This is a genomic window from Paracoccus isoporae, assembly GCF_900101865.1.
GTDB lineage: Bacteria > Pseudomonadota > Alphaproteobacteria > Rhodobacterales > Rhodobacteraceae > Paracoccus > Paracoccus isoporae.
In genome coordinates this window covers 201,079-223,174 of the sequence record NZ_FNAH01000001.1, presented here as the reverse complement: position 1 = coordinate 223,174, position 22,096 = coordinate 201,079, and the positions used below count along the sequence as shown (strand labels likewise).

General features: G+C 64.4%; 15 protein-coding genes and 1 tRNA gene. 10 read left to right on the top strand and 6 right to left on the bottom strand.

Annotated features, from left to right (window positions below; all coding sequences use genetic code 11):
* Position 1: 1 nt before the first annotated feature.
* Positions 2-694, top strand: a complete 693-nt coding sequence (gene phoB / locus BLT73_RS01095; protein ID WP_090520092.1) for a phosphate regulon transcriptional regulator PhoB — start codon at positions 2-4, stop codon at positions 692-694.
* Between the two features lie 112 nt (positions 695-806).
* Here the strand turns inward: phoB and fzlA are convergent, their stop codons facing one another.
* A complete protein-coding gene (fzlA, locus tag BLT73_RS01090; protein ID WP_090520090.1) occupies positions 807-1,529 on the bottom strand; it encodes an FtsZ-binding protein FzlA in 723 nt (240 codons plus the stop codon).
* A gap of 128 nt (positions 1,530-1,657) precedes the next feature.
* Here fzlA and argC point away from each other — a divergent pair, with 128 nt between their 5' ends.
* The 5 genes from argC to BLT73_RS01065 are packed head-to-tail and all read left to right on the top strand — an operon-like array spanning position 1,658 to position 7,278.
* Positions 1,658-2,575, top strand: coding sequence for an N-acetyl-gamma-glutamyl-phosphate reductase (argC, locus tag BLT73_RS01085; RefSeq protein WP_090520089.1), 918 nt, complete (start codon positions 1,658-1,660; stop codon positions 2,573-2,575).
* Entirely contained in the window at positions 2,572-4,098 is a 1,527-nt protein-coding gene (gene gpmI, locus BLT73_RS01080; RefSeq protein WP_090520088.1) for a 2,3-bisphosphoglycerate-independent phosphoglycerate mutase, read from the top strand. Before argC ends, gpmI begins: the two co-directional genes overlap by 4 nt.
* A complete protein-coding gene (locus tag BLT73_RS01075; RefSeq protein ID WP_090520086.1) occupies positions 4,095-5,288 on the top strand; it encodes a murein hydrolase activator EnvC family protein in 1,194 nt (397 codons plus the stop codon). The genes gpmI and BLT73_RS01075 overlap by 4 nt, the downstream gene beginning before the upstream one ends.
* Positions 5,285-6,772, top strand: coding sequence for a S41 family peptidase (locus BLT73_RS01070; protein WP_090520084.1), 1,488 nt, complete (start codon positions 5,285-5,287; stop codon positions 6,770-6,772). The genes BLT73_RS01075 and BLT73_RS01070 overlap by 4 nt, the downstream gene beginning before the upstream one ends.
* A complete protein-coding gene (locus BLT73_RS01065) occupies positions 6,769-7,278 on the top strand; it encodes an RNA pyrophosphohydrolase (protein WP_090520083.1) in 510 nt (169 codons plus the stop codon). The genes BLT73_RS01070 and BLT73_RS01065 overlap by 4 nt, the downstream gene beginning before the upstream one ends.
* Positions 7,279-7,323: 45 nt before the next feature.
* Here BLT73_RS01065 and BLT73_RS01060 read toward each other — a convergent pair whose 3' ends face one another.
* On the bottom strand, positions 7,324-8,154 hold the full coding sequence (locus tag BLT73_RS01060) for an LOG family protein (protein WP_090520895.1): 831 nt from the start codon (positions 8,152-8,154) through the stop codon (positions 7,324-7,326).
* A gap of 93 nt (positions 8,155-8,247) precedes the next feature.
* On the opposite strand from BLT73_RS01060, the gene dapD reads away from it, so the two are divergent.
* Positions 8,248-9,084 carry a 2,3,4,5-tetrahydropyridine-2,6-dicarboxylate N-succinyltransferase gene (gene dapD, locus BLT73_RS01055; protein ID WP_090520082.1) on the top strand — a complete coding sequence of 279 codons (837 nt, stop codon included), beginning with the start codon at positions 8,248-8,250 and terminating at the stop codon, positions 9,082-9,084.
* A 23-nt stretch (positions 9,085-9,107) separates the two neighbouring features.
* Here the strand turns inward: dapD and rsmD are convergent, their stop codons facing one another.
* The gene (rsmD, locus tag BLT73_RS01050; protein WP_090520080.1) at positions 9,108-9,665 is read right to left on the bottom strand and encodes a 16S rRNA (guanine(966)-N(2))-methyltransferase RsmD; all 558 of its coding nucleotides are present in this window, start codon (positions 9,663-9,665) and stop codon (positions 9,108-9,110) included.
* On the bottom strand, positions 9,662-10,864 hold the full coding sequence (locus BLT73_RS01045; RefSeq protein ID WP_090520078.1) for an NAD(P)/FAD-dependent oxidoreductase: 1,203 nt from the start codon (positions 10,862-10,864) through the stop codon (positions 9,662-9,664). The genes rsmD and BLT73_RS01045 overlap by 4 nt, the downstream gene beginning before the upstream one ends.
* Positions 10,865-10,973: 109 nt before the next feature.
* Between BLT73_RS01045 and BLT73_RS01040 the strand changes: the two genes are divergently transcribed.
* The 3 genes from BLT73_RS01040 to BLT73_RS01030 all read left to right on the top strand — a co-directional run bounded on the left by BLT73_RS01040 (position 10,974) and on the right by BLT73_RS01030 (position 20,413).
* Positions 10,974-11,049: transfer RNA gene (locus BLT73_RS01040), tRNA-Ala, on the top strand.
* A gap of 320 nt (positions 11,050-11,369) precedes the next feature.
* Positions 11,370-18,881 (top strand): Ig-like domain-containing protein, encoded by a 7,512-nt coding sequence (locus BLT73_RS01035; RefSeq protein ID WP_090520077.1) that lies wholly within the window; start codon positions 11,370-11,372, stop codon positions 18,879-18,881.
* Between the two features lie 293 nt (positions 18,882-19,174).
* A complete protein-coding gene (locus BLT73_RS01030) occupies positions 19,175-20,413 on the top strand; it encodes a hypothetical protein (RefSeq protein ID WP_090520076.1) in 1,239 nt (412 codons plus the stop codon).
* A gap of 208 nt (positions 20,414-20,621) precedes the next feature.
* Here the strand turns inward: BLT73_RS01030 and BLT73_RS01025 are convergent, their stop codons facing one another.
* Positions 20,622-21,080, bottom strand: coding sequence for a tellurite resistance TerB family protein (locus BLT73_RS01025; protein WP_090520074.1), 459 nt, complete (start codon positions 21,078-21,080; stop codon positions 20,622-20,624).
* A gap of 98 nt (positions 21,081-21,178) precedes the next feature.
* Positions 21,179-22,084 (bottom strand): polyphosphate kinase 2, encoded by a 906-nt coding sequence (ppk2, locus tag BLT73_RS01020; protein ID WP_090520073.1) that lies wholly within the window; start codon positions 22,082-22,084, stop codon positions 21,179-21,181.
* Positions 22,085-22,096 lie beyond the last annotated feature (12 nt).

Sequence of the window (22,096 nt, the reverse complement as noted above, 5' to 3'; positions counted from 1 at the left end):
CATGTCGGTCCGGCAGACCCCCTGCGTTCTCGTCGTCGAAGACGAAAGCGCCCAACGCGAGGTGCTGAAATACAATCTCGAGGCCGAAGGCTTCGAGGTTGTGTTCGCAGAGAACGGCGACGAGGCGCTTCTTCTCGTCGCCGAAGAACAGCCCGATCTGATCGTGCTGGACTGGATGCTGCCCAACGTGTCCGGCATCGAGATCTGCCGCCGCGTCAAGGCCGATCCCGACACCCGGTCGATCCCGATCGTCATGCTGTCCGCCCGCGGCGACGAGGTGGACCGGGTGCGGGGTCTGGAAACCGGCGCCGATGACTATGTGGTCAAACCCTATTCGGTGGTCGAGTTGATGGCCCGGCTGCGCACCCAACTGCGCCGGACCCGGCCCGCGACGATGGGCGAGCGGCTGAGCTTCGGCGACATCATGCTGGATGCGGGCGAACATCGCGTGTTCCGCGCCGGTCAGGCGCTGCATCTCGGCCCGACCGAGTTCCGGCTGCTCTCGACCCTGATGGAAAAGCCCGGCCGGGTCTGGACGCGCGAACAGCTTCTAGACCGGGTCTGGGGGCGCGACATCTATGTCGACACACGCACCATCGATGTCCATGTCGGACGGCTGCGCAAGGCGCTGATGCAGAATGGCGGCGACAACCCGGTGCGCACCGTGCGCGGCACCGGTTACGCGCTCGGCTGAGGGAAGCGAGCGACCATCCCCGGCCGCCCGCCCGCCCGCCACGGCAGCGGCCAGGCCCCACGCCCGGTTTCTTCTTCATCCAAATACCCGGCCCGGCGGTGGCCGGAATCGCTCAGAAATCCAGTAGCGCGTAATGCGGCGCGGGGTGGATGCCCGGCATCTGATCGGCCAGCACGTTGCGGAAGGCCGGGCGCGACTTGATCGTCGCATACCACTGCCGGACAAGGTCGGACCGGTCCCAGTCCACATCCGAGATGTAATCGAGGCAGGAGAAATGCGCCGCCGCCGCGAAATCGGCGATGCTGATCGTCGGTCCGGCCAGCCAGCGGCGCTCTTCCAGCAAGCCGTGCATGTAATCCACATGCGCCTTGATCGCTGACAGTCCCGCCTTGACCACGCGGCTGTCGGGATAGCCGGTCTTCTGGACCTTCTTCCAGACCCGCTCGTTCAGCACCGGCCGCGTGACCTCGGCGTTGAACTTGTCGTCGAACCAGGCGCAGAGCCTTCGCACCTCGTAGCGACCGGCGGGGCTGTCGGGCATCAGCGGCGGGCTCGGCACGGTCTCGTCCAGATATTCGCAGATCGCCTGGCTCTCGGCGAGCAACATTCCGTCGAGCCGCAGCACCGGGATCTTGCCGGCCGGGTTGCGCCGGAACAGCTCCGGCCCCTGCTCCCAGTAACGCTCCTCGGCCAGTTCGACCTCGATCCGCTTTTCGGCCAGAACGAGCCGCACCTTGCGTGAAAACGGCGACAGCGGCGTGTGATAGAGCCGCGCCGGCTGGCCGGCAGGGGCGCGGGCGGGGCTGTGCGTCGAGGGGGCGTAACGATCCGTCATGCAGCGGTGATACGCGAAGCCTGCATGCCGTTTCAACACCGCGCGACCGGGCCTCGGCAGGGCTTTGCCTGCATTGCCCCCGGAAGGCCGCGGCGTTATGTCTGGCAGCCAAGACAGAAAGGGCAGCGATGACGCATAAGGTCTATATCGACGGCGAGGCCGGCACGACCGGGCTGCAGATCCGCGACCGCCTTGCCGGACGGTCGGATATCGAGCTGATTTCGATCGCGCATGAGCACCGCAAGGATCCGCAGGCGCGGCGCGACTGCTTCGCGGCGGCAGATCTGGCCATTCTGTGCCTGCCCGATGCGGCGGCGCGGGAATCGGTGGCGCTGTCGGCCGACCTGCCGGTGCGGCTGATCGACGCCTCGACGGCGCACCGGACCGACCCGGACTGGGTGTTCGGCTTCCCGGAACTGGTCCCGGATGCGCGCGCGCGCATTGCCGCCGCGCGGCGTGTGACCAATCCGGGATGCTATTCGACCGGCACCATCGCGATGATCCGCCCGCTCGTCGATGCCGGGCTGATCGATCCGGGCACGGCGCTGTCGGTGAACGCGGTTTCGGGGTACACGGGCGGCGGCAACGCGCTGATCGGGGAATACGAGGCCGGCACCGCGCCGCCCGGCTTTCTCTATGCGCTCGCTCAGGGCCACAAGCATATCCCCGAGATCATGACCATGACCGGGCTGATGGTGCAGCCGGTCTTTGCGCCCTCCGTCGGGAATTTCGCGCAAGGCATGGCGGTGTCGCTGCCCTTGCATCTGGATGAGCGGCTGAGCCTGTCGATCCTGCATGCGGCCCTGGCCGAACATTACGCCGGCGCCGAGTTCGTGCGCGTCCGCGAGGCCGAGGAGGTTGGCGCGCGGGTCGATCCGACGGCGCTGAACGGCACCAACATGCTGGAAATCTCGGTCCATGGCGACGACGCGGCGGGCTGCGCGGTGGTCGTCGCGGTGCTGGATAATCTGGGCAAGGGCGCGTCGGGCGCCGCGGTCCAGAATCTCAACCTCATGCTGGGCATCGACGAGGGGGCGGGGCTATGAGTGCCAGGAAACCCGTGGTGCTGTGCATTCTGGATGGCTGGGGCATCTCGGACCGGCCGGAACACAGCGCACCCGATCAGGCGAGGACTCCGACCTTTGACCGCCTAATGGCCGAATGCCCGCACCAGACGCTGATTACCTATGGGCCAGATGTCGGTCTGCCGCGCGGGCAGATGGGCAACTCCGAAGTCGGGCACACGAATATCGGCGCGGGTCGGGTTGTGGCGATGGATCTTGGCCAGATCGATCTCGCCATCGAGGATGGCAGTTTCTACGAGAATACCGGGCTCGGCGATTTCATCGAGACGCTCAAGGCAAGCGGCGGCACGGCGCATCTGATGGGTGTGGTGTCGGATGGCGGTGTGCATGGTCATATCCAGCATGTCATTGCCGCCGCCCGCGCCGTCGCGGAACGGGGCGTGCCGGTCGTCATCCATGCGGTGACGGATGGCCGCGACGTTCCGCCGAAATCGGCCCTGGGCTTCGTGACCGAGTTGCAGGGCAATTTGCCGCAGAATGCCCGGATCGGCACGGTGATCGGGCGTTATTTCGCCATGGATCGCGACAATCGCTGGGACCGGGTCGGCCGCGCCTATGCGGCGATGATCGGCGGCGACGGGCTGGCGCAGCCGGATGCCGCCCATGCGGTCGAGGCCGCCTATGCGCGGGACGAAACTGACGAGTTCATCCAGCCGAGCGTCATCGCAGGCTATGCCGGCGCGCAGGACGGGGACGGGTTCTTCTGCCTGAATTTCCGCGCCGACCGTGCGCGAGAGATCCTCTCGGCCATTGGTCAGCCAGAGTTTGACGGGTTCGCACGCGGGGAACGTCGCAATTGGGCCGCGCTCCTCGGCATGGTGGATTATTCCGAAAAGCACAATGATTTCATGGCTTCGGCCTATCCCAAGCGGCAGGTGGTCAATACGCTGGGCGCCTGGGTCGCGGCCAAGGGTCTGCGGCAGTTCCGGCTGGCCGAGACCGAGAAATACCCCCATGTCACCTTTTTCCTGAACGGCGGCAAGGAAGCGGCGGAAGAGGGCGAGGAACGGCAGATGCCCTCCAGCCCCGATGTCGCGACCTATGATCTGGCGCCCGAGATGGCGGCCGACGAGGTGGGCGATCATTTCGTTCGTGCCATCGAGGCGGGGTTCGATCTGATCGTGGTGAATTTCGCCAATCCCGACATGGTCGGCCATACCGGCAGCCTGGAGGCCGCGACGAAAGCTTGCGAGGCGGTGGACCGCAATCTCGGCCGGGCGCTTGCGGCTCTGGAACAGGCGGGCGGCGCGGCGGTCATCATTGCCGATCACGGCAATTGCGAGGTGATGGTCGATCCCGAAACCGGCGGGCCGCATACCGCGCATACAACCAACCCGGTGCCGGTGATCGTGTTCGGCGGCGATGGCGTGACCGCGCTGCGCGCGGGTGGCCGGCTGGCGGATGTCGCACCCACCGTGCTGGAGCTGATGGGGCTGGACACGCCCGAGGAAATGACCGGCCAAAGCCTGATCGCGCGGGCATGAGACATCGCGCCGCCCTATCCGCCGTGCTGCTTTGCGCCGCCCTCGCCACGCCCGTCGCGGCGCAGGAAAACGCCGGCGAGGATGCCGCCCGCGCGGCCTTCGCGCTGCGCGAGGCGACGGGACGGCTGGAAGAGGCGCTGACCAAGGACGATCAGGTCACCGCGCTGACCGAGATGATCGACGCCTATGAAACCGGGCTTGCCTCACTCAGGGCGGGGCTGCGCCAGGCCGGGATCCGGGAACAGGAGATCCGCGCGAAGTGGGAGGCGCGCCGCGACCAGCTTTCCTCGATTATCGGGGTGATGATGTCGATGGAGACCTCGCCAGAGACGCTGATGCTGCTGCACCCCGCGGGGCCGGAGGCCACCGCGCGGTCCGGGATGATCCTGTCCAGCGTCGTTCCGGGCCTGCGCGAACAGGCCGACGCGCTGAAGGCCAATCTGGACGACATCGCCGAGGTGCGCGTGTTGCAGGAGGACGCGGCCAACACGCTGGCCGAGGGGCTGGGCCGCGTGCAGGAGGCCCGGCGGCTGCTGGCAAGCGCGGTGACGGACCGTTCCACCATGCCGAAACGCTTCGCCGAGAACCCGGAGGAGCTGCAGGCGCTCGAGAAATCGGCGGCGACGCTGGATGCCTTTGCGGAAGGCATTGCCGACATGGAATCCGATGTCGGCCCGCCGCTTGCGGATTTCGACGGTGCGCAAGGGTCGCTGCCATTGCCGGTGCAGGGCAAGGTGCTGCGCCGCTATGGCGAGGCGGATGCAGCCGGGATCGAACGGCCCGGCCTGGTTATCGCCACGGCGCCCGCCTCGCTCGTCACCGCGCCCTGGCCGGCGACGATCCGCTATCGCGGCCCGCTGCTCGATTACGGAAACGTGACCATCCTGGAGCCCGCAAAGGACTATCTTCTGATACTTGCCGGGATGGCGCAGGTGTTCGGCGAGGTCGGGGACGTGCTGGCGGCGGGCGAGCCGGTCGGGCTGATGGGCGGCACCGAGCCGCCGGCGCAGGAATTCGGCATCGAGTTCGTGGTGAACGCGGCGACGGGCGGGGATGCGGATCGCACCGAAACCCTGTATCTGGAGCTGAGACGCGACAAGGAAACGCTGGACCCGGCAGAGTGGTTCGTGCTGAACCACATCGTGGAGGACGGGCCGGGCGAGGCAGAAGCACAGGCGGAAACGGAATGAAGCATTATCTCATCGCAGGCATTGGCGGCACGCTGGCCGGACTTCTGCTGACAACCCAGCTCGCCGGGCCGATCGCGGCGCAGGGCGTCGGCGGCAACGGGTCGGTCTATGAGCAGCTCGACATGTTCGGCAACGTGTTCGAGCAGGTCCGGGGCCAATATGTCGAGGAGACCGATCCGAAGGAGCTGATCGAGGCCGCGATCAACGGCATGCTGCAATCGCTGGACCCGCATTCCTCCTTCCTGCCGGCCGATGATTACGCCGATATGCAGACCCAGACCCGCGGCAGTTTCGGCGGGCTGGGGATCGAGGTGGGCCAGGAAGACGGGCTGGTCAAGGTCATCGCGCCGATGGACGACACCCCGGCCGACGAGGCGGGCGTCGAGGCGGGCGATTTCATCACCCATGTCGATGGCGAGCCGCTGATGGGGCTGACGCTGGATCAGTCGGTGGATCTGATGCGAGGCCCGGTTGGCTCGGAAGTGACCATTACCGTGCTGCGAGAGGGCGAGCAGGAGCCGTTCGACATCAAGATCGTGCGCGACACGATCAAGCTCACCGCCGTCAAGGGCCGGGTCGAGGGCCATGCCGTGGTGCTGCGCGTGGCGACCTTCAACGACGAGACGATCTCATCGCTCGAGGAGGATCTGGCCGCCGCGGTGGAGGAACTGGGCGGGATCGAGAACGTGACCGGCTTCGTGCTGGATCTGCGCAACAATCCCGGCGGGCTGCTGGATCAGGCGATCTTCGTGTCGGATGCGTTCCTGGACCGGGGCGAGATCGTGTCCACGCGTGGCAGGACGCCCGATGAAAGCGAACGCTGGAACGCGCGGCCCGGCGATCTGGCCGAGGGCAAGCCGATCGTGGTGCTCATCAATCGCGGCTCGGCCTCGGCCTCGGAAATCGTGACCGGCGCGTTGCAGGATCACCGCCGCGCCATCGTGGTGGGCGAAAAATCCTTCGGCAAGGGGTCGGTGCAGACCGTGTTGCCGGTGACGTCCGACAGCGCGATGCGGCTGACCACGGCGCGGTATTACACGCCCTCTGGCCGGTCCATCCAGGCGCTCGGGATCAATCCCGACATCATCGTCGCGCAGCCCTCTTCGCCGCCGCCGGAAGATGAGGATGAGGACGGCCCGCGCACCGAATCGAGCTTCATCAGCTCCGAGGCGGATCTGCGCGGGGCGCTGAACAATGACAGCTATTCCGACGAGGAACGCCGCCAGCTTGAGGAAGAGGCCGCAGAGGTCGAGGCGACGGCGAAGCTGCGCGAGGAAGATTACCAGCTCGCCTATGCCATCGACATCCTGAAGGGTCTGGCCGCGGTCGATTTCCGCGCCGAGGATGTGATGCCCGCCGAAACCCCCGCCGTCACCGGCGAGGACTCCGGCACCGAGGACGCGCCGAGCAGCGATGCGGGCGAGGATGCCGAAGATGCGGGCAGCGAGACCACCGATGCCCCCGCCGGGACCGATGCGCAATGAGCGAGCAGGAAGCGGCATCGGACAGCCGGCTCGGGCCGTCCGGGCTGCCCTATCGCCCCTGCGCCGGTGTGGTGCTGCTGAACCGGGACGGGCTGGTCTTCGCCGGTCAGCGCATCGACAATCCCGGTCATGCCTGGCAGATGCCGCAGGGCGGGATCGACAAGGGCGAGACCCCGCTGCAGGCCGCCATCCGCGAGTTGGGCGAGGAAACCGGCCTGCCCGCCGACAGTGTCGAGATCGTGGCCGAGGCCGATGACTGGGTCTATTACGATCTGCCCGATGAATTGCTGGGCAAGGTCTGGAAGGGCAAGTACGGCGGTCAGTGCCAGAAATGGGTGCTGATGCGGTTCACCGGCGAGGATGGACAGGTCAACATCGCCACCGACCATGCCGAGTTCGACAAATGGGCCTGGATGCGGGCCGATGATCTCGCCCGGAAGATCGTGCCCTTCAAGCGCCAGGTCTATGCGCAGGTCTTCGCCGCGTTCCGCGATCATCTGGCCTGACCGCGCCAGCTCTTACGGACCCCGGCCCTTCAGTGCCCTGTGGTCTCAGTCACAATCCCTGGGATCGAACGCGTCGATGATCGCCACCGCCTCGTCGGCGGTTTCAACATAGCTGAACAGCTCCAGATCGCTGGCGCTGATCGTGCCGGCATCGGCGAGCGCCTGCCAGTCGATGATCCGGTCCCAGAACTCGCGCCCGAACAGCAGCAGCGGCACCGGCTTCATCCGGCGGGTCTGGATCAGGGTCAGCGTCTCGAACAGCTCGTCCAGCGTGCCGAACCCGCCGGGGAACACCGTCACCGCCCGCGCGCGCATCAGGAAATGCATCTTGCGGATGGCGAAATAGTGGAAGTTGAAGCACAGATCCGGGGTGATGTATTCGTTCGGCGCCTGCTCATGCGGCAGCACGATGCCCAGGCCCACCGACTGCCCGCCGACATCATGCGCGCCCTTGTTCCCGGCCTCCATCACGCCCGGCCCGCCGCCGGTGCAGATGACGAATTCGCGGCCATAGGTCTCCAGGCTCCGCTCGGTCATGATCCGGGCGAAGCGATAGGCCTGTTCATAATATTTCGACAGCTCGGCCAGGGTCTCGGTGCGCGCCTCGTCCTTGTGTTCCGGGGCGGGGATACGCGCGCCGCCGAACATCACCACGGTCGATTCCACGCCGCGCTCGTCCAGGATCATTTGCGGTTTCAGCAGTTCAAGCTGCAGCCGGACCGGCCGCAATTCCTCGCGCAGCAGGAAATCCGTATCTGCAAAAGCCAGCTTGTAGGCGGGCGCGCGGGTCTGCGGCGTGTCCGGGATCTCCTGCGCTTTCTGCGCATCCTCGCGGCTATGGGGGAATGGATGGGCGCGGGCGTCTTCGTCGTTCATCTCGGCCTCTGCATGGGTCGGGCGCATTGCGCCGGGTCACTCCCCCGCTTATAGCCCTTGGGCAAGAGTTTCTACCCTGACCGAGGAGAGCCCATGACCGACGCATCGCCCAACGCCGCCCTGGAAGCCGCCATCGAGGCCGCATGGGAGGTGCGCGACACGATCACCCCGGCCACTGGCGGTGAAACCCGCGAGGCGATCGAGGACACGCTGAACGCGCTCGACAGCGGGCAGCTGCGCGTGGCCGAGAAGCGCGGCGATGACTGGCATGTCAACCAATGGGCCAAGAAGGCGGTTCTGCTGGGCTTCCGCATCAAGGATATGGAGATGCAGCCGGGCGGCCCGCAGGGCGGTGGCTGGTGGGACAAGGTGGACAGCAAGTTCGCCGGCTGGGGCGATAACCAGTGGCGCGCGGCCGGGTTCCGGGCGGTGCCGAACTGCGTGGTGCGCAAATCCGCGTTCATCGCCAAGGGTGTGGTGCTGATGCCGTCTTTCGTCAATCTCGGCGCCTATGTCGATGAGGGCACGATGGTCGATACCTGGGCAACGGTCGGCTCCTGCGCGCAGATCGGCAAGAACGTGCATCTCTCGGGCGGTGTCGGCATTGGCGGCGTGCTGGAGCCGATGCAGGCCGGCCCGACGATCATCGAGGATAACTGCTTCGTCGGCGCCCGCTCCGAGGTTGTCGAGGGCGTGATCGTCCGCGAGGGGTCGGTGATCGGCATGGGCGTGTTCCTGGGCCAGTCCACCAAGATCGTGGACCGCGAGACCGGCAAGGTCAGCTACGGCGAGGTGCCGTCGGGCTCGGTCGTCGTGTCGGGGTCGATTCCGTCGAAGAACGGCGTGAACCTGTATTGCGCGGTGATCGTCAAGCGCGTGGACGAGCGGACCCGCGCCAAGACTTCGGTCAACGAACTGCTGCGCGACTGATCCACTTGCCGGCGCGGCGGTCGTCAGCCGCGGCGGAGGATCGTCACCATCGTCTCGCCGTAGCGGCGCTGATCCAGCAGCGCGAAGCCGCCGGGCAGGGCGGGCGGCAGGCTCTCCTCCCACAGCACCAGGGCGTCGTCGGTCAGCCAGTTGCCGTCAATGGCGGAGCGCAGCGCCTGCTCTCCCAGACCCTGGCCATAGGGTGGGTCCATGAACACCATCCCGTATCCCGGCCCGCGATTGGGTCCGAGTTGCAGCGCATCGCGCCGCCAGACATCGCTCACACCCATCGCCCGCGCCTTCTCGATATTGGCCCGCAGAAGCGCCCGCGCCGCCGTCCCGTCGTCGACGAAGGCCACCCGGGCCGCACCGCGCGACAGCGCCTCCAGCCCGAGCGCGCCGGTGCCTGCGAACAAATCCAGCACCCGCATGTCGCTGAAATCGACACCGAGACTGTTGATGAGCAGGTTGAACATCGCCTCGCGCACCCGATCGGTGGTCGGGCGCAGATGCGCGGCCTGATCGCCCGCGCCGATCTCGGCCAGCTTCAGCCCGCGCAGCCTGCCGCCGATGATCCTCACAGCAGGTCCTTCAGCGGGGTGGTGGGGTCCGCGACGCGGACCGGCTCGGGGGATTTGCCGGCCTCGATCAGCCGCTTGCCGACCATATAGGCGCGCGGATCGTTCAGCGCATCGACCGCGATCAGCCGGTCGCCGCGATAATACCAGACCGAACCGGCATGCGTGCCATCCGCCGCGCGCGTGACCACCCGGTCATGGCCCGCATTCAGCCCGGCGATCTGCAGCTTGGCGTCATACTGGTCGGACCAGAACCAAGGTTTCGGATGATAATCCTTCTCCGCGCCCAGCATGTTGTCCGCCACCAGCTCCGCCATGTCGATCGCATTGCCGACGCTTTCCAGCCTGATCCGCACGCCGTCATGGGGAAACGAGGCGCAATCTCCGGCGGCCCAGATATGCGGGTCCGATGTCCGCCCCTGCGCATCGCAGGCAATGCCGTTCTCGATCCGCAGCCCGGCGGCCTGGGCGAGCGCTGTCTCGGGCGTGATCCCGATCCCCACGATCACCACCTCTGCCGTCAGCGTCTCGCCCCCCGCCAGCCGCACCCTGGTGACGCGCGATGTGCCCTCCAGCCCGTCAATTCCGACGCCTTCCAGGATGCGCACCCCATGCGCGCGATGCAGGTCGCGGATCATCCCGGCCGTCTCGGCGGAGGCGACACGGCCGAGGATGCGCGGCGCGGATTCGACCAGCGTGACCGCGAGACCCAGCTTGCGCGCCACCGCCGCCGCCTCCAGCCCGATATAACCGCCGCCGATCACCACCGCCGCGCGGCCGGGCACCAGATCCGGCCGCATCCGTTCGATGTCGGCCAGGGCGCGGATGCTGTGGAGGCCGGGCAGTGCCCCGCCCGTATCGGCCGGAAGCCTGCGCGGCGCGGCGCCGAGCGTCAGGGCAAGCCGGTCATATTTCACGGCTGCGCGATCAGTCTCGACCTTCTTCGCGTCGCGGTCGATCCGTGTCGCACGGGTTGCGGTCATCAGCGTGATGCCTTGCTCCTGCCACCAGTCCGCACCGCGCAGCTCCAGCCGGTCGCGCGACATCTCGCCCAGCAGATAGGCTTTCGAAAGCGGCGGACGCTGATAGGGGGGCAGGGGCTCCTCCCCGACGACGGTGATCCCGCCCTGATGCCCCAGGCCCCGCAGCCGCGCGGCCAGCGAGACGGCGGCCTGTCCCGCGCCAAGTATCAGAATATCCATCGCGACCCGTCCTTTCCTCCCCTGATGGACCGCGCGCCCGGCCGGTGCAAGAGCCAGCCACTTCGCCGCTTGACAAAGCACCGGCCCCGGTCCAGATACCGCGGCTGATGGGGCCATAGCTCAGTTGGTAGAGCGCATCGTTCGCAATGATGAGGTCAGGGGTTCGACTCCCCTTGGCTCCACCAGTCCTCCCTCGACGAAGCTTCGGCGTATCATATATGGCCGCTGCCCTGCTGAACGGCGCCTCGCGCTCGGGGCGGCGGCGCGGGTCGGTGATGAGCAGGCTTCGGGCTAGGTCGGATGACGACACCCCCGGCGGATTTGACGTGTCAGACAACTGCGCGGCGCACTCTCCCGCTACAAACACGTTGGAAAATTTCAGAAAATCAACCATTCGTCGGCACAGCAACTTGACAAGTGATTGATTGTTCATAACTAGCAGGCGCGCAACCTCAGGTAGAGTTGCATTCTCTTTTCTGATCTCAGCGACGCAGGTGGTGAAAAAATGGCGGCTTCTACCGGAACGGTTGTCACCTATTCCAGCAATAAATGGGCTTATGCGGATCTGGAAACCGGGCCCGATGGCTCGTTCTACGCCCTGCTAAAGGGCTCTGACGGCGGCCAACTCGTCCGCAAATACAACGATGCGACCAAGACCTGGGACGATTACGCCTCATTCTCCGCTACGGATGCGGGCGTCACCAACTTCTCGGACGATCTCGATCTGGCAATCGATTCGAATGGCAACCTGCATGTCGTCTTCAGGCACGCCATCGGTTCGGGCGCGGGATCCAAGCGGGGTGTCATGTATGGCGAACATGACGGCCAGGGCTGGAGCTTTACGGCGCTGCAGGAGGATAGCCACCCGAGGGGCGGGATCAACAGCGACAATCCCAGGCTGATCGTCGATTCCAACGATGTCGTGCATGCGACATGGGAGCTTCGGAAATCTGACGATGGCAGTGCGTCGCAATCGATCCGATATGCGACAAACGAATCGGGCTCGTTCGCTGCCGACACCGTGTTTGAGTGGAGCGGCAGCTCGCAAAGCTCGGGGATCAACGAAGTGGATAAACCCGTGCTGTCCGAAGGGGCGGATGGCAGCGTCAATGTAACTTTCAAGTATGAAGACAACTTCAACGGCTCTGGCAATCTCTATACCGCCCATCGCCCCGCGAATGGCGACTGGGGTAAGGCGACCCTGGTGGACGGAACGCCGGGTCAGGCAAATCCGAATATCTACCTTCTTGTCGATGATACTGCCGTCGGTGACGTGAGTGGTCTTTACCTCAAGGATTACTCCTATCCGGATAAGACCGATCTCTATAAATTCACTGTATCGGACGGGACCTTACAGTCGTCGGAGATGGGCCTGTCGGGCGTCAGTGCCGTGACGGATTATGCTGTCCACGGTGGGATCGAATATGTCGCGGGCAGGTTTGCGGCCCCCACCGACGACAACCTGTATGCGGAGGTAAATGCCGTCTACGCCAGACCGGTCTCGGGCGGAAAATGGACGCAACTGCAAACCTTTCCGGACCTGACCGATATCGACATCGCCTTCAATTCGGACGGGGAGTATATGTATCTCCTGTCGACGCCGCTCGGCTCAGGTCCGAACAACAGCGGCAATGAGGTGGGCTTCGCCACTGGCAAGCTTCCCCCGCCCCCGCTCGCCCCGCCGGATCTTGTGGCTGCAAGCGATAGCGGGGTGTCGGACAGCGACAACATCACCAACGCCGGTGATCTGGTATTCTCGGGAACCGGCCCTGCCAACTCGGATTTTCTAATTGAAAAGAAAACCAGTTTCGGGTCCCAAGGTTACGACGCGAAGTCGGATGCGGACGGGAACTGGACTCGGAGCATCCCAGCGTCTTCCCTCGGTGAGGGGACATCCAGTTTAACCGTCAGTGTGCTGGAATTCTTTTATTCGAGAAGAACATCGACCCCGTTGAAAGTCACGATCGACACGGTTGCGCCTGAGGTGACCGGCGTCAGCATCCCGGACAAGGCCGTGAAGATCGGTGATGAGGTGCCGGTATCCATCACCGCCAGCGAGGCCGGGCTGCACCTTGCCTCGGGCACGGTGAACGGTGGCACGCTCAGCGATTTCACCGATATGAAGAATGGAAACTACACCGCCACCTATACCGTGGCCGAGGGGCAGGAAGACCGCCCCGCGCCCGCAAAGATCCCGGTCGATATTGTGCTGATGGACGCGGCGGGCAACAAATCGACCGCATTCAAAACTCCGATCGACCAGTACAACGATCCGATTTACGCGAACAAGCCGGTTATCAAAAGCGTCAGCATTCCCAACAAGACGGTGAAGATCGGCGACGCGGTGAAGGTGACGATCAATGCCGACAAAGCGGGGCTGAGCCTTGTCTCCGGCACCGTGAATGGGGTCGCCCTCGACGGTTTCGCCGATAAGGGCGGCGGAAACTACATCGCGACCTACACCGTGGCCGAGGGGCAGGACGACCGCGCGGCAGGCGATAACATCCCGGTCAGCCTTGTGCTGAAGGATGCGGCGGGGAACGAATCCGCAGCCTACGAGACCGAGATCAGCCAGAACGCCGATGCCATCGACGCCAACACGCCGACCGTCGTCGTCCGGTTGACGAACGATCCGGTGAAGGTCGGCGACAATATGACCGTGACCATCATCGCGAACGAGACCGGGCTGAGCCTGGACACGGGCACGGTGAACGGCGTTGCGGTGACCGGGTTCACCGAAAAAACCGGCGGGGTTTATACCGCGACCTACACCGTGGCCGAGGGCGATGAGGACCGCGCGGCAGGCGACGATATCCCGGTGAATTTCGTTCTGAAGGATGCGGCGGGGAACAAATCCGCAGCCTACACCACCGCGATCAGCCAGGAGAAAGACGCCATCGACGCAAATTCGCCGGCGGTTTACACAGTTGATACGTCGCCGCCCAAAGCGCTGAAAGTCGGAGACACTTCGACGGTGGTCATCAAGGCCAGTGAACCGGGTCTGAGCCTTGTTACCGGCACGGTGAACGACGTTGCGGTCACAGATTTCAAAGATCAAGGCGACAGAAGCTATCACGCGACCTACACCGTGACCGAAGGCCAGACCGACGTCGCAGGAAAAGATGACATTCCGGTGGAGTTCGTGCTCGCGGATGCTGCTGGTAACCAATCCGCAGCCTACACCAAATCGCTTGGTAGCAGGTTCGCTCCCCAGGACTATAATAAATATAAGCTCGATCAGATCGACGCGAACTCGCCGGTGGTGAAAAGTTTCAGCATTCCGGACAAATCGGTCAAGATCGGCGACGCGGTGCCGGTGACGATCAATGCCGGCGAAGCGGGGCTGAGCCTTGTATCCGGCACGGTGAACGGCGTTGCGGTCACCGGGTTCACGGAACAGGGCAGCGGAGTCTACACCGCGACCTACACCGTGGCCGAGGGCGATACGGACCGCGCGGCGGGCGATGACATTCCCGTCAATATCGTGGTCGTGGACAGAGCGGGCAACAAATCCGCCGCCTACACCACGGCGATCAGCCAGAGCGGCGATCCCATCGACGCAAACTCGCCGGTCATCAGCGACGTCAGCATTCCGAACAAGGCCGTCAAGATCGGCGATGACGTCAAGGTGACGATCGACGCGGGCGAAACCGGGCTGAGCCTTATCAGCGCCACGCTGAATGGTGTGGACCTGGACAAAAGCACGTTCAAGGACAACGGCGACAAAACCTACAGCCTGACCTATCAGGTAGCCGAAGGCCACACCGACCGCACTGGGTTCGACACCATTCCGGTCGAGATCAAGTTGGCGGATTCGGCGGGCAACGAGTCCACCTACACCACCCCGATCAGCCAAGATGCCGACGCCATCGACGCCAATTCACCGACGATCTCCAAATTCACCGTCTCGAATAGCCCGCTGAAGGTCGGCGATACCGCGTTGGCTATTATCAAGACCAATGAGGGTGTGAGCCTCGACTCCGGCACGATCAACGGTCGCGAGATCACCAGTTTCGTAGAGGTGAGTCCCACATCCTATAAGGCGTTTTATTCCGTCGCAGAGGGCGACACCGACCGCGCCGCGGGCGATGACATTCCCGTCAATATCGTGCTCGTGGACAGGGCGGGCAACAAATCCGCCGCCTACACCACCGCGATCAGCCTCGACGCCGATCCCATCGACGCAAACTCGCCGACGATAACCAGTGTCAGCATTCCGAACAGGGCTGCGAAGGTCGGCGATGAGGTGACGGTTACGATCTCTGCCGGCGAAACCGGGCTGAGCTTCGTGTCGGGCGAGGTGAACGACGTCGAGTTAGAGGCGAGCGTATTCAAAGACAACGGCGACAAGACCTACAGCCTGACCTATCAGGTGACCGAGGGCGACCCCGACCGCGCGGCGGGTGAAGATATTCCGGTTAACATCGTGCTGGCGGATTCGGCGGGGAACGAATCAACCTACGACACAGCGATCAGCCAGGACGCCGATGCCATCGACGCGAACTCGCCGAAGATCTTCGTCCGGCTGCCGAACGAGACGGCAAAGGTCGGCGACGACGTCGAAGTGACGATCATCGCGAATGACACCGGGCTGGCCCTCGATACCGGGACCGTCAACGGCGTGGCGGTGACGGGGTTCACCGAAAAGCCCGGTGGCATCTATACCGCCGTCTACACCGTGGCCGAGGGCGATACCGACCGCAGGGCCACCGATGACATTCCGGTGCATTTCGTGCTGAAGGACGCGGCGGGCAATAAATCCAACGCCGTCACCTATATCCAGCAGGACAACGATCTCATCGACGCGCACACGCCGACCGTGACCGGCGTCAGCATTCCCGACGCGCCGGCAAAAATCGGCGATGAATTCACGGTGACGATCTATGCCGACGAAGGCTCTCTGGAACCTGTCTCCGTCACAGTAAACGGCGTTACGTTCACCGAAATCGAATATGAGTTCGATATATTCGCGGAGAATCCGTATTACTACACGTTCGCCTACAAAGTGACCGAAGGAAGTACGAGCCGCGCGGCGGGCGATGATATTCCGGTCGAGATCGTGCTGAAGGATTATGCGGGGAGCGTCTCCGCCGCTTACACGACCGCGATCAGCCAGAGCAACGATGCCATCTACGCGAACAAGCCTTCCATCACCGATGTCAGCATCCCGAACGAGGCGGCGAAGATCGGCGACGTGGTGCGGGTGACAATCGATGCCGGCGACGCGGGGCTGAGCCTGACCTCCGGCACGGTGAACGGCGTGAACGTCACCGATTTCTCTGACGTGTATTCCGGGATGGACGACGGCGGTCTCTATATCAGAGGCAGCTATGACGATGGCATCTATTACGCCAACTACACCGTGGGACAGGGTGATACGAACCGCGCCGCGGGCGATGACATTCCGGTGAGCTTCGTGCTGCAGGATGCGGTGGGGCAGAAGTCGGCCACCTATACCGGCGCAATCAGCCAGGACGCCGATGTGATCGACGCGGTCGTGCCCGAGGTGACCAGCGTCAGTATCCCGGACCGGACGGCCAAGGCCGGCGACGCGGTGACGGTGACGATCGCTGCCGGCGAAGCGGGGCTGAGCCTCGTCTCCGGCCAGGTGAACGGCGTCGATGTCACCGGTTTCACCGATCAGGGCGGTGGCATCTATACGGCGACCTACACCGTGGCCGAGGGTCAGACGGACCGCGCGGCGGGCGATGACATTCCGGTGAGTTTCGTGCTGTCGGATGCGGTGGGGAACCTGTCTGCCGTCTACGACACCGCGATCCGCCAGAGCGCCGATCTGATCGACGGCAATCTGCCGGAGTTGAGCAGTGTCAGCATCCCGAACGCGGCCATGAAGGTCGGCGACCAGGTGGAGGTGACGATCAGAGCCAGCGAGGCGGGGCTGAGCCTTGCCTCCGGCACGGTGAACGGCGCTGCCCTGACCGGTTTCACGGATCTGGGCGGAGGGGTGTATTCGGCGACCTACAGGGTGACCGAAGATCAGACGGACCGCGCGCCGGGCGACGATGTTCCGGTGAATATCGTGCTGTCGGATGCGGCAGGCAACGAATCCGCCGCCTACACCACCGCAATCAGTCAGAGCGCCGACGCCATCGACGCGAACACGCCAGCTGTAACCGATGTCACCATCCCCGATCAGAACGCCAAGGTCGGAGATGCGGTCACGGTGACCATCAGCGCCGGCGAAGCGGGGCTGCGCCTCGTCTCCGGCTCGGTCAATGGTGTCGCGCTGACCGACTTCACCGATCAGGGCGGCGGGGTCTATTCCGCGATCTACACGGTGGCCGAAGGTCAGACCGACCGCGCGTCGGGTGAAGACATTCCGGTGAATATCGTCCTCGCGGATGCGGCAGGCAACGAGTCCACCGCCTACACCACCCCGATCAGTCAGAGCGCGGACATGATCGATGCGAACGCGCCGGCGCTGTCACAACCGGCGCTGCTGGAGGATGAACTCGGCGAACTGCCGATGACGACGACAAGCGCGACGCCGGGCGTCGTTGTCAGAGCCGAAGCAGGCACGATGCTGGAGTTCGATTTCGGCGGCGGTCAGGGCTTCGAGTCCGGCGGCGCGGCCACGGGGGACGATCAGATCATCCGGCCTGCGATGGCCCTGCCGGAAGATGGCAGCTACGTGCTGCAGCTCCGGGCCACGGATCAGGCCGGAAACAGCACCCAGCAGAGCCTCGCCTTCGAGCTGAACTCACCGCCGGCCGATCTGAGCCTGACGAACGCCACCATCTCCGAGACCGCGCCCGGCGGCACGCTGATCGGCAAGCTCGGGGTCAGCGATCCCACGCCGGGCGAGCGTCATACATTCAGCCTGCTGAACTCGGCGAACGGGCTGTTTGCGCTGAACGGCACGGATCTGGAACTGGCCGATGGCGCCGCGCTCGATTTCGATACGGCCGCGTCGCACCTCGTCAAGATCGGCGTGCGCGACAGCGCCGGTTCCGAATATGCCGAGGTGCTGACGATTCAGGTTCAGGATGTGCAGGAGCCCATGCCCGGAACCGGCGCAGAGGAACCTGCTCCGGTTACCCCCGGTCCCGTCACGCCCGAGAAAGCACAGCCGGAGCCGAACGGGACGGGTGATGGCGACGGTTCCGCCACGGACGGCGGCGATGCCGCGAAGATCGTCACGCTCGGGGATGGCAGCCAGAGCTTGCGGGACACCGCCGCCAATCTGAACAATCTGACCGTCACCGACTTCACCGAGTTCGACGAGATCGTCTTCACCGACCGGGAGTTCGGCTCCAGCGGGGCGACCTTCGCAGACGGCACGCCGCCGCGCCTGATTTTCGACACGGATGGTGACGGGGTGAACGATGTGACCATCGCGGTGCCGAATGCGCCGAAGGATCTCGGGCTGCTCGTCTTCGAGAAGAACGGCGAAACCTTCGTGTCGCTCGAACGCCAGCTTCCGACCCTGTCCGAAGGCAGGGCGCAGGACACGGGCGACGTGAACGGGATCATCAACCAGAGCTTCCTGACCGGCGACGGAACCGGCGGCTTCCGGGTCACGGTGGACGAAATGTCCAAGGCGGGTCTGCAGAACCTTCTGGGGGTCTACGAAGTCACGCCGGACGGCGAGATCGTGAATGCGCGGGCATTGTTCAACGACGTGACCGACGCCCACAGCCAGACTGTCGAGATCACCGGCGTGGCGGACGGGAACCAGCTTGGCTTCTTCGTCGCAACGCAAGGCGCATTCTTCGTCGGTGACGAGCTGGGCAGCGACACGTTCGAGTTCGTTGACCGCAACGGATCGACGCCCAGCATTGATGACGGCACCAATCTGCAACTGCAGATCAACGGGACAGACGCGGCCTTCCCGGTCTGGCATTCGATCGACCAGACGCTCAATTCCGATGGCGTGCAGCATGCCTTGTCGGGGCTCGATCCCGACGGCTCCGGCATCATCATCGGCTTTGAAGACCTGGTCGGTGGCGGAGACCGCGACTATCAGGATGCCGTCATCCACGTCGATCTTTTCTGAGCGGACAGCGCGCAGATACCTCGTTCCCCGCGGGGCCGGATGTTCCGGCCCCGCGGCTTTTTATTGCGACGCGGCGATGGCGCGATTTTCTTAGTATACCGAAGCGGTGCCGTGGCGGTGCCATTGTGGCAGCGCCCTGTCGGGACGCGCCCGATAGCTGCACTGCCGTCTCGGCGTTAACCGAAACGGATGATTGCAGCTCCGGGAGCGGGTTTTCCTGAAAATGTCTGCCTGATTCGTGATATGGTCCGGCAAAGTGAACAAGTTACACGTTTGTGGGGTGAGGGACGGACATGTTTGCCCGCTTGCAATTCGCGACATTGCTGTTCTCCGCGCTGGCAGACCTGATGCTCGCCTCGGCCGCGTTCGCTCAGGACGACCCCGTCACCCAGGCGCGCGCGGCCGGACTCTACGGGCTGGAGCCGAAGTCACCGACGCCGCTGGAACAGCTCGTCTGGGACCGCTACGGGATCTACTTTCAGGAGCGCGACAATCGCGCCTTCGTCGCAGGGCTGAAGCCGGGCGGCGCGGCAGCATTGCAGGGCGCGAAGGTGGGCGACCTGGTGCGGGGGTCCGACGTGATGGGCGCGGCGAAATACCTGTCCGGCGTGCTGCAGGCCTTCGAGATTTCGATGGAGCGGGAGACTGGTGATGCGTCCTTCGTGCTCCGTGTCGATGACGCGGATAGCGGATGGCAGCGCGACTACCGTCTGACCCCGGCGGCGGCCGACGGCAAGGTGACAGCACTTCCGCAGGCCCTGCGCGGGGCCGCCACATCCTATTCCGGTCTGATGGCCATCATCAGCGGGGATCCGGGCCGGGCGGAGCCGATCGACGTGGCGCATGACGCCATGCTGGCGCTCCAGGCGATTTCAAAGCACGTCAAGAAATGCAGCGGACCCAACGCCGTGACCATTCCGGTGGGGATCACGATGACCGAAACGACGACGGACGGGCTTGGCGTGTACAGGGGCAGCGAAAGCAGCTCCTACGGGGAAACGCTACGCGTCAGACCCGAATTCGCGGGGTGGGCGCGCGCCAATATCGGAATGTACCCGACGCAAGCCGTGTCCACGGTGCGCGAGTCGGTGCTGAACCTGATTTCGCAGGAAGGCTGCAACGGCGCGGGTTTCCGTCAACTCGAAACCGGGCTCGCCGCCGTGATGGGTGTCTCGCTTCCTGAGCCGTCCGTTGTTCCCGAGGAGGAAGGCGATGGCGGGATCCCGCCCGACGCCAATGCCTTTATCAGCCAGTGCTACCCGCTGTTCCTGCAATCCGAACTTAACCGAGGCCAGAGCAATCCCAGCCAACGGGGCGCCGCGCAGTTCTGCATGTGCTACGAGCATGCGTCCCGCGAGTCCGGGGATGCCGAACTCTATGCGAGCGTGAGCCAGATGGATTTCAGATATTACGAGGCCAAACCGGAGTTGCACGAAGCATTCAAGTCGGCATTCGGCCAGTGTTACAGATCTCCCGACGGATCAGAGCTTCGGAGGCGCCTCGAAGCGCTGTGGTATGAGATGCGGCTGTAGCTTTGCTTGTCCAGTGGGCGGCGCGTCACCACGACCGGGCGGGTTCACTCGGCAGACATCGCGGTCTCCAGCCAGACTTCAGAGTAGCTTATTTCTGACCAGACGGCGTTCGGACGCGCGGTGATCCAGCCGAGCCTTGGCCTGAGCAACGCGTCGCTGACAACAAGTCAGACACCGTGGTTGGCGGCCGCGACAAGCCTAGGCGAGGTCAGTCCTTGATCCCCATATCCTCAAGCACCCGCTTGCGGATCAGACCCGAGTCCCGATCGTTGATGCCCAGCAGACCGGCAACCAGCCGCACCAGCGATTCCTCCTCCGGGGCGCGCTTGCCGTCGGCATAGGTGACCTCCCACAGCGCGGCCAGCACCCCGGTGCGGTCTTCCAGCGCGATTCGCTCCTTGATGAGCCGGGTGAAGCGCACCGTATCGGGCGCCTCTGCCTCGATCATCTCGGCGGCGGCGCGGCGTTCGGCGGCTTCGGACATGTCCAGGCCGCGCCGCCTGGCCAGGATCTGGTCGATCCGCGCAGCCTCGCGCTTGGTATAACGATCATCTGCACGGGCCACGCGCACCAGCATGGCTGCCAGGGCCACTTCGGCGTCCTGACTCTGCAGGGGGGCGGATGGCTCCTCCTGCCCGAAAAGGCGCGACATCAGATTTCGGAACATAGGTTCATGATAGGCGAGTTGGATGAAACAACAAGCTTTTACGCAAGTCCCGGCGTCCGAAACACCCGCGCGGGCGGCATTTCGCCCGTAACGCTGCGTCAGTATTTTTGCGGCACATACAGGTCGCGGGGCAGGACATCGCGTTCGTAATCTGGGTTGAAGACCCGGTCGGGGAGGGAGATGTCCTCGTGCGGGACTTCGGTGTAGGGCATAAGCGACAGCAGGTGGTCGATGCAGTTGAGGCGGGCGCGCTTCTTGTCATTGCCGGGCACGATATACCAGGGCGCCTCGGGGATATTGGTGCGCTCGAACATCTCCTCCTTGGCCTTGGTATAGGCCTCCCAGCGGATCCGGGACTGCAGATCCATCGGGGACAGCTTCCACTGCTTCATCGGATCATGGATCCGCATGAGGAATCGCATCTGCTGTTCCTCATCGGTAATGGAGAACCAGTACTTCACCAATCTTATACCCGACCGGACCAGCATCCGCTCGAATTCGGGCACGTCGTCGAAGAATTGCTGGACCTGGTCCTCGGAGGCGAAACCCATCACCCGCTCGACCCCGGCGCGGTTGTACCAGCTTCGGTCGAACAGCACGATTTCCCCGCCCGCGGGCAGGTGCGGCACGTAGCGCTGGAAGTACCACTGGGTCTTTTCGCGGTCCGAGGGCGCGGGCAGCGCAACCACCCGCGCCACCCGCGGGTTGAGCCGCTGGGTGATCCGCTTGATCGCCCCGCCCTTGCCGGCGGAGTCCCGGCCTTCAAAGATCACCACCACCTTCTGCTTATAGTGGCTGACCCAGTCCTGAAGCTTGATGAGCTCCGATTGCAGGCGAAGCAGTTCCTGGAAATACAGCTTGCGGTTCATCTGGTCGGGATGAACGTCGCGGTAGATCTGCTTGATCTCGCGCGACAGCGCCGCGTCCTCCAGCTCCAGCTCATAATCTTCGTCGAGAGTGTCCTGAAGCTCGGCCTCGAGCCAGTCCTGCGGTGCGTCGTTCATAAGAAAACCTCC